Raw genomic sequence first — 16,832 nt, 5'->3', positions numbered from 1 at the left:
AATTCCGGTTTATTTTACTATTGTTCCTCATTATGAAGACGACATGGCCCCTAGTACTGCTCGCCTTTTTTCTCGTATGCTGTGGTTCTGACAATCCTGCATCCGAAGACTCCGCTGTCGACGATCCGTCTGGCGGGGATATCGCCTATTCCGGCGGCGAGCACTCCGGAGGGCATTCGAGCGGAGGCCATCATTCGGGCAGTTCGAGTTCCATGAAGGTGGAGCCCATCTCTGCGGTGACGGACACGCTGATTGAGGACACGACTGCGGTGGCAAGCAAGAGCGACCTGCCGGCCTGTACGGCCGACAAGGAAGGCGAGTCTTTCTATGTCGAAGGTGAACAGACACTCTATTTTTGCATCGGGACGGAATGGCACCCCTCCGAAACGGTGACGGAAGTTTTCCAGGTCGGTTGCCACAATGGCGTCTTGACGCTGAACATGACTGGCGAGGAAGAGGAGGAAGAATCGCCCAGCCAGGGGCAGACGAACCCGTGGGGCGGTAACTTCAACTTTGGCGGTGGCAGCACGTCTTCGGCGCTCGACACGATGCCCGCGCGTCGCCCCGCTGCGCACATTGTGGGCATTGCCGAGAAGGGACCGTTCCGTTACGGCGCTTCCGTGAAGATTATCGAACTCGACAGCACGCAGAGGCTTGCCGATTCCAGGAAGACGCACAAGACCTGCATTACCGAGGCTGCGGGCAACTTCAGTTTCGATAGCGTAGACCTGGTGTCGCCGTACCTGCGCGTGGAGGCAAACGGGTATTTCCAGAACGAACTGACCGGCGGGCTTTCTTCGCACATGGTAACGCTCAAGGCGATTGTAGACGTGACGGACCGCGATACGGTAAACGTGAACATGCTTACCCACATGGAAGCCCCGCGCGTCTTGAAACTTGTGGAGAATAGCGGCAACAACCAGCCGATACGTTCGGTGAAGGCTCAGGCCCTGAAGGAGATTCTCGGCTCGTTCGAGATTAGCCTGGGAGGCTCTTCGGGCGGTAACAGCGCTTTCCCGGGTTGGGGCTGGGGCCAGCAACAGCAGACAACGACTTCGACCGACGGCCGCTTTGCCGAAGACATCAGCCTGTTCGACGGTGACGAGTACAGCGCGGCGCTCCTTGCGGTTTCTATCATGATGCAGAGGAACGGTTCCGGCAACGATATGCTCCAGTACACGTCGGGTATTGCCGAACGTATCAAGGGTAACGGCAACTGGGACGACAACAACGCGAAGGCGGACCTTGCGGACTGGCTCATGGTGCTCGATACGAGCGGCTCGTATGCGACTATCAGGAACAACATTGCAAGCTGGAAGTTGGGCGAGGTTCCCGATTTCGAGAAACACCTGCGCAACTTCTGGACAAGCATCTACCAGTTCGGGGCCTGCAACTCCATGACTGCGGGGACCGTGAAGCACGTGAACAACAGTTTGAGCAAGTTCTTCATCTCGTATTACGAGCAGCCCGATGGCCCGCGCACGCGATTCATTTGCGATGCCGAGACGCACCTGTGGCGCGCGGCGACCGATATCGAGAAGGATACGGTTGGCTTTGGCAAGGGCGATTACGACGGGCAAATCAAGAACGGCAAGATTAACGCGGAAAAGTATTACGTTTACGAGCAAAGTAAGGGCAAGTGGCGCGCGGCGACGGGCGACGACATCATGGAATTCGTGGATATCGCGGATGTCATGGCGGGCCTTGCTCCGGACGAGAAAGTCATATTCATCTTGCGCCATGCGGAACGCACCGACGATACGGGCAAGAAGGGCCACCTGACGGATGGCGGCAAGAAACAGTCGAAGGCCGTGGGCGAAAAGCTCAAGGGCGAGCAGATTTATTTCGCGAACTCTACCTACACGCGCAGCATGGAAACCTGCGAGGGTGTGGCTTCGGGTGCGGGCGTGACCTATACCGAGAACACCATTGCAGACCTGGACGGCGAATGGTACGTGAAGGACGAATCCAAGTACGAATCCTGCAAGAGTGAAAACGGCGGTGGCTGGCAGGCGACTTCTGCGTATGCCTACAAGGGCGGCATTTGCCCGGGCGTCTACTACGATTTCGATTCCCGGAGCGAGGCGTTTATTTCGGACATTGTCAAACCGGAATTCGCGAAGGTTAACCGCGTGGGCGTGTGGATTTCGCACGATACGTTCGTGGTACCCATAACGGTTTACGGCTCGAACAAGAAGGTAAACCTGCGCTACTTCGATACCAAGCAGTGGATTTACTACCTGGCAGGACTTGCCGTCATCATGGATTCGAAGGGCAATATCCGCTACGTGCCGGTGAAGGGGCTCGACAAGGCGACTATGACGATGTAGGTGTTCGGTGAAACAGGTTGTATGGTTTGTTGGATGCTTGGTGGCCGCCTTGGCTGGCGCTCTTGTCGCGGGCTGTAGCGACGGTCATGGCCCTGTAAACGCGTCGGATTCTCCCGAGGCTTACGAGAAAATTGACGCCCCGCTCTTTGTCTATGAAATTCTCGCAGACCGGATGGCGGCGGATTCGACCGCAATCGACATTCTGGACATGTTGTCTGAACCGCGCGTGGAACAGCTCCTGATGAACCACGTTCCCGAGGAACTGGTGCACGTGCAGGCGAAACGCGAAGCGGCCGCCGCCTTCGGGATAGATTCCGTACAGCTCGCAAGCGATTCCGGTGCAGTGATGCTCGCCGTCTCGGCGATGGTGCAGAACCGCGCCAGCAAGGAAGAGACGCAGAACTTTATCCGCAATCTGGGGGAAGACCTGAAGGGGGACGGCGTGTGGAACGACCCGAACTGGAAAATCAGGATTGCGGACTGGGTCGTAGGGCTTGATTCCAGCTGGCGGTATAACGATGTGCGTAACAACGCCGCTCCGTACTATGGCGGGAACGTACCTTATTTCGAGAGGTACATGCGAGAGTTTTTCCCGATTGCCTACGGTTTTGAACCGTGTGGCGCCTCGAATGCGGGGAAGGTCACGTACGTGAACCAGGGCCAGAGCGTTTATTTCGCGAACAACTACGAGCATGCGGACCATTCGCGGGTGCGGTTCATCTGCGATGCAAATGGATTCCAGTGGCGCGTCGCGAACGCCATCGAGAAGGATACCGCGGGGTTCGGGCCGGGAGAATACGACCGCGAGGTGCGCGAAGGCCGCGTGAACCACGACAACTACTACATATTCGATGCGGGCAACTGGCGCGTCGCGACCCCGCAGGAGGCCGACGGTTTTACCGACCTCGTAGATGTCTACGCGAATCTCAAGTCGAGCGAAAAGGTGGTGTTCATCATCCGGCACAGCGAGCGCACGAGTGAAACGGGCGCAAGCGGTCACCTGACTGACAACGGGAAGAAATATGCCCGCGAGCTGGGCGCGCGCCTTGCGAAAGTCGGGACGGAGGATTTCTACTTCGGGTATTCGGGTTACACGCGCACGTACGAGACGTGCGAGAACATTGCGCTGGGCAAGGGCCAGGTGAACTACAGCATCGTGGAGCTCCCGTACATGGATGGCGCGTGGTACGTGAAGGATGCCGACAAGGCGGAGGCCTACACGAATTCCGATGGCGGCGGCTGGGTGGTGTATTCCAAGTACGGGTTCACCGGCGCCTACTCGGATGCATTCTACGATTTGGAAACGCGCAGCGAGCAGTTGCTCAAGGACCAGATTCTAGCGAACATCGGGAGCATGAAGCGCGTGAACGTGATGTGCACGCACGACTACCTGGTGGTGCCATTGCTTGCCTACACGACTGACGGCCATGCGAACGTGCGCTACTACGAGAAGAACCGCTGGGTCAACTACATGGCGGGCGTGGCGATGATTATTTCTGCCGACGGATCCGTGCGCTATATTCCCGTGAAGGGCCTCGAAACGGGCACGATGTAGCCGCAGGCGCAATATGTACAGGGTACAAAAAACCTCTCCGCTGGGGAGAGGTTTTCGTGGATGATGCAGGGGTCGAACCTGCGACCCGCTGATTAAGAGTCAGCTGCTCTACCAACTGAGCTAATCATCCAGAGGTCTTTCGACGGGCTCAATTATAGAAAAATTCGGCCATGTGGCAAGGGTTTTTACAGCCTTCTCCGAAAAAAAATTCTAAATTATCCCGCGTTGATTTTATCAAACAGTTCACTTAATTAAATGGACACATTCCTATATGAATGAAACAGTACAGAATACAGCCGATTCCGCAGTAGCCCCGGCCCCCGCCGCGGCCCCTGTCGCCGAAGAAGCTGTGCAGCAACCGGCTATCGTTGCAAGCGAACCGGCTGCCAAGGTGAAGGGCAAGTTCGACGAACAGCTCGGGCTCATGCTCCCCTCCGACGCAGCCCAGGTCCAGGCGCAGCTTTCCATGCCGGGCATGAGCGATGACATGGTTTACAAGATCGTGGAAACCCACGGCGGTAACCATGCGGTTCTCTACAAGACTTACGACCAGGCAGTGCTTGCCCGCGACGTGCGCGATTCCATCGAGAACGCCGCCGGCCACAAGGTCCTCCCCATCGCGAAGGCGAAGCTCGGGTCCACCTACTGCAAGGGCGAATACTCCACCGAACAGGGCTGCAAGGGCGAATCCGACACGTTCGGCATCGGTTCCCTGGTTGAATTCCAGGCCACCGGCCTCATAGTGGTGATGGTGGTGATTATCGGCCTCACGGTGCTCTGCTACCTCATGAACTTCATCATGGCGAAGCTCGGCCTCAACAAGATCAAGGCTCCGGCACCCGCGGTCAAGGCTGCTCCTGCTGCCGCCGCTCCCAAGACGATCGCCCCGGCCCACTGCGACTGGGACCCGAACGCGAAGAGCGTCCACCCGGGCTTCACCAACAAGCAGCTCCAGGCCTTCCTCGGCATTGCCGCCGTGGCCGCCCTGGAAGAACACCCCGGCATGAGCAACGATACGTTCCTTGCCCTGGTGACCGCCGCTGCGACCCAGGCCATCGGTCAGCCCTGCCGCGTGACCGCCTACAAGAACATTAACTCCCCTGCTTGGACGATTGTCAAGTAAGGTCAACTTTTAAAACTTAACAGGCTTATAAGCCAGGAAAAATCAAAATGAAGAAAACAGTCCGTATCAGTTTCGAAGGCAAGACCTACGACGTCGAAGTAGAAGTTCTTGATTCCGCCGTCGCCGCCGCTCCGGCAGCCCCGGTCGCCGCTGCCCCCGCTGCCGCTCCTGCCGCAGCTCCCGTCGCAGCCGGTGGTACCGAAGTGAAGTGCCCGCTCGCCGGTTCCGTGTTCAAGCTGAAGGTCAAGGTCGGTGACAAGGTCGAAGCCAACCAGGAAGTGGCCATCATCGAAGCCCTCAAGATGGAAAACCCGGTCGTCGCTCCGTGCGCCGGCACCGTCAACTCCATCTCCGTCAAGGAAACCGATACCGTCGTCGACGGCCAGACCCTCATGACCATCGCCTAAGAGGTACAGATAAATGAGTTCACTCTTAAATTCGGTCGTCGAGTTCGCGTGCGATACCGGATTCGCATATGTCACCGGACCCATGGTGATTATGTGGATCGTGAGTTTCGTACTGATGTACTTGGCGATTGTCAAAAAGTATGAGCCGCTGCTGCTCTTGCCGATTTCCCTCGGCGCGCTGGCGGTGAATATCCCGAGCGCCGGGTTCTACGATGGCGGCTGGAGCATCGAAGGTATGTTCACGCCGACTGCCGGCCTCTACTACTACATCAGCCAGGGTATCCACCTGGAACTCTTCCCGCCCATCATCTTCTTGGGCGTGGGTGCCATGACGGACTTCGGACCGCTTATCGCCAACCCGCGTACGCTGCTTCTCGGCGGTGGCGCCCAGTTCGGCGTGTTCGCGACCATGTTCTGCGCCGTGGCCCTCGGTGGCTTTACTCTCGGTGAAGCGGCCTCCATCGGTATCATCGGCGGCGCCGACGGTCCGACCTCCATCTTCACTGCGAACAAACTTGCAAAGCACCTCATCGGACCTATCGCCGTGGCGGCCTACACCTACATGGCTCTCGTCCCGCTCATCCAGCCGCCTATCATGCGCCTGATGACCAACGACAAGGAACGTAAGATCCGTATGAAGGCTCTCCGCCAGGTGTCCAAGGCCGAACGCATCGTGTTCGCCGTGATGGTGATGATCGTCTGCATCCTCGTGGTGCCCGACGCTTCTGCACTTATCATCATGCTCATGCTCGGCAACATCTTCAAGGAAGCCGGCGTCGTGGAACGTCTCGTGAAGACCTCCTCCAACGAACTCATGAACATCGTGACCATCTTCCTCGGTACTTCCGTGGGCCTCACGATGTCTGCCGACATCTTCCTGAAGCCGCAGACCCTCATGATTATCGCCATGGGCGTTGTCGCCTTCGGTTTCTCGACCGCGGCCGGCCTCTTCCTCGCGAAGATCATGAACTGGTGCTCCCCCAAGAACCCCGTGAACCCGCTTATCGGTTCTGCAGGCGTGTCCGCCGTGCCGATGGCTGCACGTGTTTCCCAGGTGGAAGGTGCCAAGTATGACCCGCAGAACTTCCTCTTGATGCACGCCATGGGCCCGAACGTGGCCGGCGTGATCGGTACCGCAGTCTGCGCCGGTTACATGATTAGCCGCCTGAGCTAAGACGTCATCCCCGCGACATTAATGTCATCCTCGCGAAGGCGAGGATCTTTATAAGGAATGCCCTCGGCAATGCGCCGGGGGCTCCTTTTTTATGCCTTGTGCGGTTTGTTCTATAGAATCCCTGTTTTTGTTTTTTACTTTAATAAAAATCTTTCTACTAAAATTAAAAGTGGCGAAATTTGTTTAAAATCGCCAATTTTGTTTTAACAAAAATGTTGCACGGGCGTGCGCATAAATCTATCTTATAGTCATGATGAAATCGGTTGTTGAATACAAGGATTACCGCGAGTACGTGCTGGACTACTACCGCGAACGCAAGCGCACATCGGCGTTTACGTGGCGCGAGTTCGCGAAGATTGCCGGGTTCGCATCGGGGTCGTACTTGAAGCTGGTTTGCGACGGCAAGACGCGTCTTCGGGAAGAAGGAGCGAAGAAAACTGCGCTTGCTATGGGGTTGCTCGGCTTTGAGTACGACTACTTTATTTTGATGGTGCGCTACGAAAGCGCGAAGACGGATCGCGAAAAGAAGAAGTGTTTCGAGGAAATGCAGGCGCTGAGCGCCGCACACCACGTGAAGATTCTGGGGAACGAACTCTACACGTTCTACGAAACCTGGAAGCATTCCGTGGTGCGCGAGCTGGCGGTTGCCATGCCGGGAGCGAAACCGCACGAGATTGCGAAGGCCTGCAGGCCCGCGATTTCTGCGGCGGACGTGAGCGCGAGCCTGAACTTTCTCATGAAGGCGGGGCTCATCACGCGCGACATCAAGGGCAATTACCACCAGACGAACCGCTCGCTTACTACGGGGCGCCTGAACGTGGTTGCCGTCGCGGTGCATTCGCTCTTGCGCCAGATGGGCGAGTTCGCGCTCGAGGCGCTTGACAAGTTGCCCATTTCGGAACGTCACTTTAGCGGAATTACTATGGGCGTGACGGAAGAAAGCTACAAGAAGGTCGTGGATGAACTTGCGAAGTGCCGCAAGCGCATCGTGTCGATAGTCGCCGACGAGCCGCATCCGGATAAGGTGTGCAGACTCAATTTCCAGTTTTTCCCGCTGACGGAAAACTTGAACAGTGGCAAGAATCGTGGCAAGTCCACATCGGGTAAAGGAGAGTGAATATGTTTATGCGAAAGAATATTTTTATGGGTGTATCTGCCTTGAGCCTCGCGCTTTGTGCGTGTTCCACTCAGACGGCGGGCACGAGCGAGGAATCCGAAGGCATTGTTGCTCTTGCGGGTAAGGGAATCAAGGGCGCTGCGCAGAAGGGCCCGCTCGTAAAGGGCTCGGACGTCGTGCTCCGCGAAACGTCGGCAGAAGGGACTCTTGAGCCCACGGGCAGGGAATTCCATACGACGACTGTGAACGACAAGGGTGAATTCCAGTTTGGCGAGCTTGATCTGGAAAGCCAGTATGCGCTGCTTTCTGCCGAAGGTTACTATGCTCACGAATACGACGGTGAACGTTCGGAATGCCCCATGCGCCTTGATGCGGTAACGAACCTGAATAACCGCAGTACGGCTAACGTCAACATCCTGACGCATTTCGAGTACAAGCGCGTATTGAAACTGGTTAAGGAAGGCGTGCCTTTCGCCGAAGCCAAGAAGCAGGCTTCCAGGGAAGTTCTCGCTGCGTTCGGTGTCGATATTGACGTCTCCTCTGCGGAGGACTTGAATATATTCAATACGTCCGAAGGGGACAGGACCCTGTTCAATATCAGTCTTCTTATCGATAATACCCCGGAATGGACTTATTGGGTTGATGATGAAAAAGAAGATTGCCCGAAATTGCAGAATTATCTTGATGGTTTTGCGGAAGATTTTGCCGATGATGGTGAACTCAGTGATTCCATTATGCAGGCTATCGCAGGCCATGCCTACGAAATCACTCGTATGTATGACCGTATGGAATTTATCGATGAAGACGACATGTGGGAAAAGGAAGCCGCTGACCCAGGGTCGTATGACGATCTGGTGGTCATGAAAAAGGAATACGAGTTCAGCAAGCTGGTGCTCTTGCTCCATCTGGAGATAGATGCATGCACCGAGAATCGCTGGGGCGAATATACGGCGTTTCACAAGCCCTTAGAGGTCTATGACTATCAGGAGGGGGAACAGCGTATCTTGGATTCCGGCTACGTCCTTTGCGATGGCTATAAGTGGGATATAAAGACAAGGGGGTACATCGATTCGCTCACAACGATGTTTGAGCATGAAAATGGCACCATGATTGACCCGCGTGACGGACGGGAATACAAGACGATAAGCTTTGAGTACGAAGGGAAAAGGTATGAATGGATGGCGGAAAACCTCATGTATAGCGTTGCCCCGGTAACGCGTACGAAGGGAGGTCGCGCAAACCTCCATCAGCCGGGTGTCTATAGCTGGACCGAGGCCATGCACCTTAACGAGGGCTACATGACGAGGTTTGTGCGCGAAGGCCTGATCGATTCGCTCCATCAGGGAATCTGCCCCGACGGCTGGCACGTGGCGAATAGCGAGGAGTGGAAAACCCTGCTAGATTACGTGGACGGCAATCCCAACAACCTGCTCGACGAAAATTGGAGGACTGACAGGGAAACCGCCATTGCGAAGGGCCTGACGGGAGTGTTCTACAACAGGCTGGACTTCAATCTCGTTCCGCTAGATAAGCAATTCCTGGAAGCCTATTTCCATACCTATGCTCCAAGGATGTCCTTCCAGCCGACCAGTCCCAATGACGATGTGTGGAACCGGGAATTCTTTACACGGGATGAATTTATCGACTATCCCTTGACGAAAACGGATTTCACGACCATCGAGATATCAATTAACTGGAATTACGTGTCCGACACGGAAGTACAGCCAAAAGGCTTTGTGCGCTGCGTAAGGAACTAGAAAGTCTGTAAGGGGGAAAGAGGAAGGCCCCGCCAGAATGGCGGGGTTTTTGTGCTTGTCATCCTCGCTATACGATACTTGGCAACTTGTTGCCTCAGTAGAGTTATCCTCTTTGGGGAGAAGGCGAGGATCTCTCATGTTCTCAGAACATGTAGTGTATGTTCTGATTTGCTCAATTTTTAGAAAAATAGCAAAAAGCAGTAAAATTTGGCTAAAATCGCCATATTTATGTCCTAAATGCACGAAAAGAGGGTATATTTGTACCTATGAAGGAAATCGTTGAATATACGGATTACCGCAAGTATATCCTGGACTACTACGAAGAGCGCAAGCGTAGTTCCGTCTTTTCGTGGCAGAAGTTTGCCCAGGATGCCGGATTTTCGTCGGCGGTGTTTCTGAAATATGTTTGTGAGGGTAAAAAGAACCTGAGCGTCGGTTCCGCAGGTTCTGTCGCGAGCGCCATGGGGCTCGCCGGTTACGAACAGACTTACTTTGTACTGATGGTCTCGTATGCGCACGCGAAAAGCGACAAGGCCAAGCGTGCCGCGTTCGAGGAACGCTGTGCGCTCGCGAAGGCGCACAAGATGCGCGTACTGGGTAACGACGAGTTTGACTACTTTAAGTCGTGGAAGAATCCTGTGCTGCGCGAACTTGCCCCGCATATGCCGGGAGCCAAGCCTCTTGAGATGGCGCGCGCCTGTAGCCCGTCGATTACCGCTGCCGAGGTGACCGAGACGCTGAACTTTTTGGTAAGGATGAAGCTCCTGAAGAAGGACAGGGACGGAAACTACCACCAAACGGACAGGGCGATTACGATGGGCGACATGGACGTGGTGCCTGTTGCGGCCCGCGAACTGCAGCGCCAGATGGGGGAATTCGCGATTAAAGCCATCGACCTGCCGCTTTCCGAACGGACCATGTCCGGATTCGTGCTCGGCCTTACGGAACGCTCGTACGAACGCATCCGGAAGGAGATGGCGGATTTTTACCGCCGCGTCGTGGCGATTGCGACCGAAGAGGACGAGACGGAACGCGTGTACCGCATGAACATGCAGCTGTTCCCGCTGAGCAAGCGGATCGAAACCAAGAAAGTTTTTAAAGTTAAAAAGAGGTAAAGGAGATGAGGAACATGATGAACAGGAGTTTTATGGCTCGGCTTATTCCGGCCTGTGCGCTTGCCGCCATGGCTATCTTGACGGCGGCGTGTTCCGATGACGAGTCAGATGATTTCGTTGGCGGCGCCTCGGGAGACATGGGCATTGTCGCGAAGGATATCGCGGGCTTGGCGCAGAAGGGCCCGTTCGTGAAGGGCTCCAAGGTGACTGTGCAGGGAATCGACTGCAAGACGCTTGAACTGACGGACGAAATTTTCGAAGGCAAAATAGCGAGCGACAAGGGCGACTTCGCGTTTGACGACGTGACGCTTTCGTCTACGTGCGCGTTGTTTGAAGTTTCGGGCATTTACCGCAACGAAATTACCGGCAATACAACTTCGGAGTCGGTGACGCTCTTTGCGCTGAGCGACCTGAAGGACCGCGGGCATGTGAACGTAAACATGCTCACCGACCTGGAATGCAAACGCGTGTTGTACCTCGTGACCGAGAAGAGCAAGAAGTTCGCGGATGCGAAGAAGCAGGCCGAGAAGGAAGTGCTCGCTGCATTCGGCATCGCAGGCGACTTCGACAATTCCGAAGACTTGACCATCTATGAAAGTGGCGACGGCAATGCAGCGCTGCTTGCCGTGAGCGTGTTGATGCAGGCCGGGACGGATGTGCCTGGGCTCGAGAAGCGCATGGACGGGTTCAAGGATTCGTTTGCGGAAACCGGCAAGTGGGACGATAGCGAGACGAAGGCCGCGATTGAAGAATGGCAGGTTGCCGCTACGGCCGACGGAACACTCGATTCAATCCGCAAGAATGTCGAACGCTTGGGCTATGCTGACGAAGTGCCCGCATTCGAGAAGTATGTCGAAGTCTTCGGCGACACCGTCATCTTGAGCAGCGATAGCAGCGAGGAATCTAGCAGCGGTTCCCGTCAGTCGTCATCCTCGACTCCGGTCGAGGATCTGTCCAGCAGCAGTTCTGAGCCTGCCGAAGGCTCGTTTACGGACTCCCGCGACGGCCAGACTTATAAGACCGTAAAAATCGGTGATCAGGTGTGGATGGCGGAAAACCTGAACTTTGAAACGGATTCCAGTTACTGCTATAATGATTCTGCTGAATACTGTGCAAAGTATGGTCGCCTTTATGAATGGAGTGCGGCAATGGATGCATGCCCTAGCGGCTGGCACCTGCCTGATACTGCGGAATGGAAAACGCTGCTCGCTGCGGTTGGTGGGGATTCGATTGCAGGCATGAAACTCAAGTCTACGAGTGGCTGGAATAGTGACGGCAATGGTACGGATGATTTCGGCTTCACTGTGTTGCCTGCTGGTGGCTGGGGGAGTAAGAACTTTGTGGGCGAGGCTGCTGTCTTCTGGACTTCTGAATGGTACGAAGGGTACGATGATTATGCGTATGGTATAAGATTGTACACGGATACCATTGTACGCAAGGGCTACAGTAACAAGTATATCGGGAGTTCGGTCCGTTGCTTGAAAGGCGAATCCCCAGTGGCTGGCTCTAGCAGTAGCCTGGCGAAATCGAGTAGCAGTTATTCTGATGGGTGGAGCTGGGATGTGCCCAAGGAAGCACGCCTGAATCCGAATATCAAGTACGACTCGATAATCGACCCGCGTGACAAGCAGGTTTACAAGGTCGTGAAAATTGAAGTGCCAGACTCAAATTATTCGCAGGTGTGGATGGCTGAAAACTTGAACTATGCCGATAGCAATAGGACGCCTAGCTTGAAGGGCGGCAACTGGTGCTATCAGGGTGATGAAAAAAAATGCAAGGTGAGTGGCCGTTATTACAGCTGGGCCGCTGCGATTGACTCGGTAGCACTAGCGAACGATGCCGAGGCTCCGTTGGATTGCGGCTATGGCAAAAAGTGCGGACTTGATCGAGCTGTGCAGGGAATTTGCCCTGACGGCTGGCATTTGCCGTCAATCTATGAATGGGGCCTATTGAGCGTGGCATTAGGAAATGCCCCTGTATCTGGTGAACCACTCAAGGCGTTGACTGGATGGAACTACGCCGGAACGCCTGACAACAACGGTACGGATCTTTACGGCTTTGCCGCACTCCCGACCGGAAGAATTTCTGCTACTAAATGGGAAAAGGTGGGCTCGGATGTTTATTACTGGAGCGCTACTGAATACAGTGCCAATGATGGCCGGTATTTCAATATAAACAACGTTTATACCAATTCTTATACGTATCAGAATAGCAAGTCTTATGGACAAAGTGTCCGTTGCGTCAAAGGGGATCCTTCGACTGCACCGGTAAGACCTTCTTCAAGTTCTAGCGTTGATGAAACGAAGTCCAGTAGCAGCGTGACAAGCGTGTCAAGCAGCAGTGTCCCTGAAGGGTATGTAGATCCTTCTACAGTAGTTACGGGAACCATGACGGACTCCCGCGACGGCCAAACTTACAAGACCGTAGAAATCGGCAGTCAGGTGTGGATGGCGGAGAATTTGAACTACGCATACACTGGCGTTCTCTATAATAATAGTGGCTACACCTCCGATTCCACTAGTTGGTGCTTTAGTAACGACCCTGCCAACTGCATCAAATATGGTCGCCTTTACACCTGGGCTGCAGCGATGGACAGTGTGGGAACGTGGTCTACGAATGGCAAGGACTGCGGCTATGGCGTGCAATGTACTCCGATTTACCCGGTGCGAGGCATATGCCCCGAGGGCTGGCATCTGCCGGATAAGGCGGAGTGGAATACATTGTTTACTGCTGTCGGTGGAGCGTCAACGGCGGGCAAGATGCTCAGCTCCACTATCAGCTGGTCCAGCGTTCCTGGCGGCTGGGTCCGCGACGGATACGGCACGGATGCCTATTCCTTCTTGGCGTTGCCTGCTGGCCTCAGGGACGCCACTGGTTACAACAACGTTGGCTACCATGCGTACTTCTGGAGTTCCTCTGAGTACAATAGTTCCCGCACATATATCGTGGGCTTGGACGACGAATTCGACAAAGCTGACTTGTACGGCAGCGGCAAGGACTACGGGTTTTCTGTCCGTTGCGTGCAAGATTATTTTTAGGGTAGAGAGGTAAGTCCAATGAAAAGAGCTTTTGCAATATGTGCCGTGTCCGCATTCCTGCTTACGGCTTGCGGCGATGACGAGAGCAGCGGTTTCACAACCCGCCCCGACGAGGATTCTTCTTCGTCTGTTTGCGAGGACTGCGACGATTCAAGTAGTTCCTCTAGCGTCACACCGCAGTCGAGCGAAAGCGAGACAAGTGTGTCCAGCAGTTCTTCTGCGAAATCGAGTAGCAGTAAAAACGGCGATGCCAAGTCAAGTAGTAGTTCTGCGGAATCGTTGTCAAGTGATGCGTCGAGTATCAGTTTCTTTGAAGATGGAGTTACAGGAACTATGACTGATGGGCGTGACGGGCAAACATACAAGATTGTGAAAATCGGCAAACAAATCTGGATGGCGGAGAATCTCAACTACGCATACATTGGTGTTCCCTTTGAAAATGGCCTAATCACCTTCGATTCCACTAGCTGGTGCTATGACAACGATCCTGCCAACTGCACCAAGTATGGCCGCCTTTACACGTGGTCCGCCGCGATGGATAGCGTGGGCAGGTGGAGTACGAATGGCAAAGGTTGCGGCGATGAAACGGTGTGCTCGCCGACATACCCGGTGCGTGGCGTATGCCCTGAGGGCTGGCATTTGCCAACGGAATTAGAATGGGGTAGGCTATTTATATTAGACGGGTATACATCGACGGCGGCAGAGAGACTCAAATCGGCAAGTGGTTGGGCCGATAATGGAAATGGCTCCGATATCTATTCCTTTGCCGTATTGCCTGTTGGCATCAAGAATCCAATTGAAGGGTACGTAGGTGAGGGCTTCTGCACAACCTTTTGGACTTCTGATGGCGACGACGACTACTATGCGGATGCTAAGACCATGAACTACAACAGCAAAGGGGTGAGTGAGTATGGCTTCCACAAGAACTCCGGGTTCTCTGTCCGCTGCGTAAGGGACTAGGAAGATTTTGTTAGGAGGAGAAAAAAAGACCCCGCTTTTTAGCGGGGTCTTCTGTTTAAAGCGATTCCATCCAGCGGGACATGAATACGTTGTACACGCTGTAGCTTTTCCCGCTTAAGTCGCTTTGCTCTAGCAGTAGTTCCTTTTCGACAAGGGCAGTGAGGATTTTCTTTGCGGTGGCCGCGTTTCCGATTTTGTATTTCATCAAGAAATCCGCTGCGGTCGGTTTTCTGACTTCGCCTTCTTTGGCGACTGCGACGAGGTATTTCCACTGTTTCTCGGTAATCAGGTTGCGTCGCTCTATGAAGTTTGTTGTTTCGAACCGAAGAATTTTGGATGCGACGTTTTTTACATCTTCTAACGTAATCCTTTGGGATGAATCCGCAAAAACCTGGTTGCAGACGAATTGAGTGTAATAAGTGTGCCGTTTTGTCCAACCCAAGATAAAATCGACGGCGTCGTCGTCAATGGATTTGCCTGCCTTTTTGAAGAGACCTGTAATAAATGCCTTGTATTTATCTGCATCTATACGGGAGATATAGATTGTTCTGGAACTTTCGTAAAATGGTTTCTTTGCATTGGTAAACATGTCTGTCATTAAATGTTTTTTGCTGCCACAAAAAATGAATTTTACATGGTGCAATTGTTGTATGTAAGTTCGCAGTAAGGCTTCGGTATTTGTTTCTTTGAATTCTCGGATTTGCTGAAATTCGTCGATCGCGAAAATGATTTGTGTTTCTTGCTTTTCTAGAAAATCAAAAATGGATTTTAGAGTTGGTGGTTTTTGTGAGTCCATCAGGAACGAAAGCGATACCTGTGGACTGCCGGAAACAGGATCGTAGCTGAGTGTGGGTCTCGCGTTTTTAAGAGTGTTGAAGAATTTTTTTATTATCGATTCGCTTGTTACTGCGCTAACGATTGCTTCGGAAAGAATTTTGAGAAAGTCGTCTAGATTTTGAGCTGAGAAAATGTCGGCATATATGCAGGTGCATTTTTTTTCGCGGAGATCATCAAAAGCCCTGAAAATCAGACCTGTTTTCCCGTAACGTCTAGGCGAAATGAGTGTCACGTTGGAACCATTCGTTAATAGAGAGACAATTTCTTTGAGTTCCAGTTCGCGGTCGCAGAACAGTTCCTTTGATGTGTATGGTTCTAGCAAAAAGGGGTTTATCATGATAACCTCACTATACTTTTGGTAATATACTTTAAGTAATATACTAAAAGTATAGTGAAATGTCAATAGGGAGGGCGGAGCCTTCCCTTGTCTTTTTTGTTGTATTCCTGGAATACGTGTTTTGTATTCTAAATTGCTAAAATTTGCTAAAATTCTACAAAAATGGTAAAATTTGCATAAAAACGGCAATTTTGTGTTCTGAGATAACAAAAATTACCTATATTTGTGCACATGAAGGAGATCATTGAATACACAGACTACCGCAAGTTCATCCAGGACTACTACGATGAACGCAAGCGCAGTTCGGCATTCACGTGGCGAGACTTTGCGCGCGATGCCGGGTTCTCGTCTGCTGTTTACCTGAAGTACGTTTGCGAAGGCAAGAAGAACCTGAGTGTTGGGGCTGCGGGTTCTGTCGCAAGCGCCATGGGGCTCGCCGGTTACGAACAGGCATACTTTGTGCTGATGGTTTCGTACGCCCATGCAAAGGGGGATGAGGCGAAGCGTGCCGCGTTCGAGGAACGCTGTGCGCTGGCGAGGGCCCACAAGGTGCGCGTACTCGGGAAAGAGGAGTTCGACTACTTTAAGTCGTGGAAGAATCCGGTGCTGCGCGAACTTGCCCCGCACATGCCGGGTGCAAAGCCGCTCGAGATGGCGCGTGCCTGCAAGCAAAAGATTTCCGCTGCCGAAGTGAGCGAGACGCTTGACTTTCTGGTGCGTGCGAAGCTCCTGAAGAAGGACAGGAGCGGGAACTACCGCCAGACGGACAAGTCCATCTCGATGGGCTCGGTAGATGCGGTCCCCGTGGCGGCCCGCGACATGCAGCGACAAATGGGGGAGTTTGCGGTAAAGGCCCTGGACCTGCCGCTTTCTGAACGCGACATGTCGGGGCTGACCCTCGGGCTTACGCGCCGTGCTTACGAACGGATTCGGAAGGAACTGGCGGATTGCCGCCGGCGCATCGTGGCGATTGCCGCGGAAGACGACGAGACGGAACAGGTGTATCGCCTGAACTTGCAACTGTTCCCGATGACCGAAAAGCTGGACAAGGAAAAGAAATTTGGAAAGGAGGATAAGTAAAG

General features: G+C 53.7%; 12 protein-coding genes and 1 tRNA gene. 11 read left to right on the top strand and 2 right to left on the bottom strand.

Translation table 11 applies throughout. The features are described from left to right. Positions 1-32 precede the first annotated feature (32 nt). Positions 33-2,330 (top strand): histidine phosphatase family protein, encoded by a 2,298-nt coding sequence (locus BUB22_RS01235; protein ID WP_139258649.1) that lies wholly within the window; start codon positions 33-35, stop codon positions 2,328-2,330. A gap of 7 nt (positions 2,331-2,337) precedes the next feature. Further along, complete coding sequence (locus BUB22_RS01230) at positions 2,338-3,885, top strand: histidine phosphatase family protein (protein WP_254794585.1); 1,548 nt, start codon at positions 2,338-2,340, stop codon at positions 3,883-3,885. Between the two features lie 57 nt (positions 3,886-3,942). Here the strand turns inward: BUB22_RS01230 and BUB22_RS01225 are convergent. Next, a tRNA-Lys gene (locus tag BUB22_RS01225) sits at positions 3,943-4,015 on the bottom strand. Positions 4,016-4,156: 141 nt separating this feature from the next. Between BUB22_RS01225 and BUB22_RS01220 the strand changes: the two genes are divergently transcribed. From BUB22_RS01220 to BUB22_RS01185, 8 genes are all read left to right on the top strand, one after another. Beyond that, a complete protein-coding gene (locus BUB22_RS01220) occupies positions 4,157-5,008 on the top strand; it encodes a hypothetical protein (RefSeq protein WP_073113557.1) in 852 nt (283 codons plus the stop codon). Between the two features lie 47 nt (positions 5,009-5,055). After that, positions 5,056-5,415 carry an acyl-CoA carboxylase biotin carboxyl carrier protein subunit gene (locus tag BUB22_RS01215; RefSeq protein WP_072809292.1) on the top strand — a complete coding sequence of 120 codons (360 nt, stop codon included), beginning with the start codon at positions 5,056-5,058 and terminating at the stop codon, positions 5,413-5,415. Positions 5,416-5,428: 13 nt separating this feature from the next. Continuing rightward, positions 5,429-6,589, top strand: a complete 1,161-nt coding sequence (locus BUB22_RS01210; RefSeq protein WP_072809289.1) for a sodium ion-translocating decarboxylase subunit beta — start codon at positions 5,429-5,431, stop codon at positions 6,587-6,589. A gap of 250 nt (positions 6,590-6,839) precedes the next feature. Next, complete coding sequence (locus BUB22_RS01205; protein ID WP_083535316.1) at positions 6,840-7,706, top strand: TIGR02147 family protein; 867 nt, start codon at positions 6,840-6,842, stop codon at positions 7,704-7,706. Between the two features lie 8 nt (positions 7,707-7,714). Further along, positions 7,715-9,463 carry an FISUMP domain-containing protein gene (locus tag BUB22_RS01200; protein ID WP_175547203.1) on the top strand — a complete coding sequence of 583 codons (1,749 nt, stop codon included), beginning with the start codon at positions 7,715-7,717 and terminating at the stop codon, positions 9,461-9,463. Positions 9,464-9,729: 266 nt separating this feature from the next. Further along, the gene (locus BUB22_RS01195) at positions 9,730-10,578 is read left to right on the top strand and encodes a TIGR02147 family protein (protein ID WP_073113555.1); all 849 of its coding nucleotides are present in this window, start codon (positions 9,730-9,732) and stop codon (positions 10,576-10,578) included. A gap of 14 nt (positions 10,579-10,592) precedes the next feature. Continuing rightward, positions 10,593-13,616 (top strand): fibrobacter succinogenes major paralogous domain-containing protein, encoded by a 3,024-nt coding sequence (locus BUB22_RS01190; protein WP_139258648.1) that lies wholly within the window; start codon positions 10,593-10,595, stop codon positions 13,614-13,616. A gap of 18 nt (positions 13,617-13,634) precedes the next feature. Then, positions 13,635-14,576 (top strand): fibrobacter succinogenes major paralogous domain-containing protein, encoded by a 942-nt coding sequence (locus tag BUB22_RS01185; RefSeq protein ID WP_073113553.1) that lies wholly within the window; start codon positions 13,635-13,637, stop codon positions 14,574-14,576. A 55-nt stretch (positions 14,577-14,631) separates the two neighbouring features. Here BUB22_RS01185 and BUB22_RS01180 read toward each other — a convergent pair whose 3' ends face one another. Continuing rightward, positions 14,632-15,750, bottom strand: a complete 1,119-nt coding sequence (locus BUB22_RS01180; protein WP_073113618.1) for an AAA family ATPase — start codon at positions 15,748-15,750, stop codon at positions 14,632-14,634. A 231-nt stretch (positions 15,751-15,981) separates the two neighbouring features. On the opposite strand from BUB22_RS01180, the gene BUB22_RS01175 reads away from it, so the two are divergent. Next, positions 15,982-16,830, top strand: a complete 849-nt coding sequence (locus BUB22_RS01175; protein WP_073113552.1) for a TIGR02147 family protein — start codon at positions 15,982-15,984, stop codon at positions 16,828-16,830. Positions 16,831-16,832 lie beyond the last annotated feature (2 nt).

The organism is Fibrobacter sp. UWCM, assembly GCF_900129735.1.
Taxonomy (GTDB): Bacteria; Fibrobacterota; Fibrobacteria; order Fibrobacterales; family Fibrobacteraceae; genus Fibrobacter.
Note: the sequence above shows the minus strand (reverse complement) of the source record. Positions and strands in the feature narration are given on the sequence as shown.

Bases quoted from the DNA above. Each gene is read 5' to 3' on its own strand.
- BUB22_RS01235 (WP_139258649.1), top strand. From the start codon at position 33: ATGAAGACGACATGGCCCCTAGTACTGCTCGCCTTTTTTCTCGTATGC.
- BUB22_RS01220 (WP_073113557.1), top strand. From the start codon at position 4,157: ATGAATGAAACAGTACAGAATACAGCCGATTCCGCAGTAGCCCCGGCC.
- BUB22_RS01215 (WP_072809292.1), top strand. From the start codon at position 5,056: ATGAAGAAAACAGTCCGTATCAGTTTCGAAGGCAAGACCTACGACGTC.
- BUB22_RS01210 (WP_072809289.1), top strand. From the start codon at position 5,429: ATGAGTTCACTCTTAAATTCGGTCGTCGAGTTCGCGTGCGATACCGGA.
- BUB22_RS01205 (WP_083535316.1), top strand. From the start codon at position 6,840: ATGATGAAATCGGTTGTTGAATACAAGGATTACCGCGAGTACGTGCTG.
- BUB22_RS01200 (WP_175547203.1), top strand. From the start codon at position 7,715: ATGCGAAAGAATATTTTTATGGGTGTATCTGCCTTGAGCCTCGCGCTT.
- BUB22_RS01195 (WP_073113555.1), top strand. From the start codon at position 9,730: ATGAAGGAAATCGTTGAATATACGGATTACCGCAAGTATATCCTGGAC.
- BUB22_RS01190 (WP_139258648.1), top strand. From the start codon at position 10,593: ATGATGAACAGGAGTTTTATGGCTCGGCTTATTCCGGCCTGTGCGCTT.
- BUB22_RS01185 (WP_073113553.1), top strand. From the start codon at position 13,635: ATGAAAAGAGCTTTTGCAATATGTGCCGTGTCCGCATTCCTGCTTACG.
- BUB22_RS01180 (WP_073113618.1), bottom strand. From the start codon at position 15,750: ATGATAAACCCCTTTTTGCTAGAACCATACACATCAAAGGAACTGTTC.
- BUB22_RS01175 (WP_073113552.1), top strand. From the start codon at position 15,982: ATGAAGGAGATCATTGAATACACAGACTACCGCAAGTTCATCCAGGAC.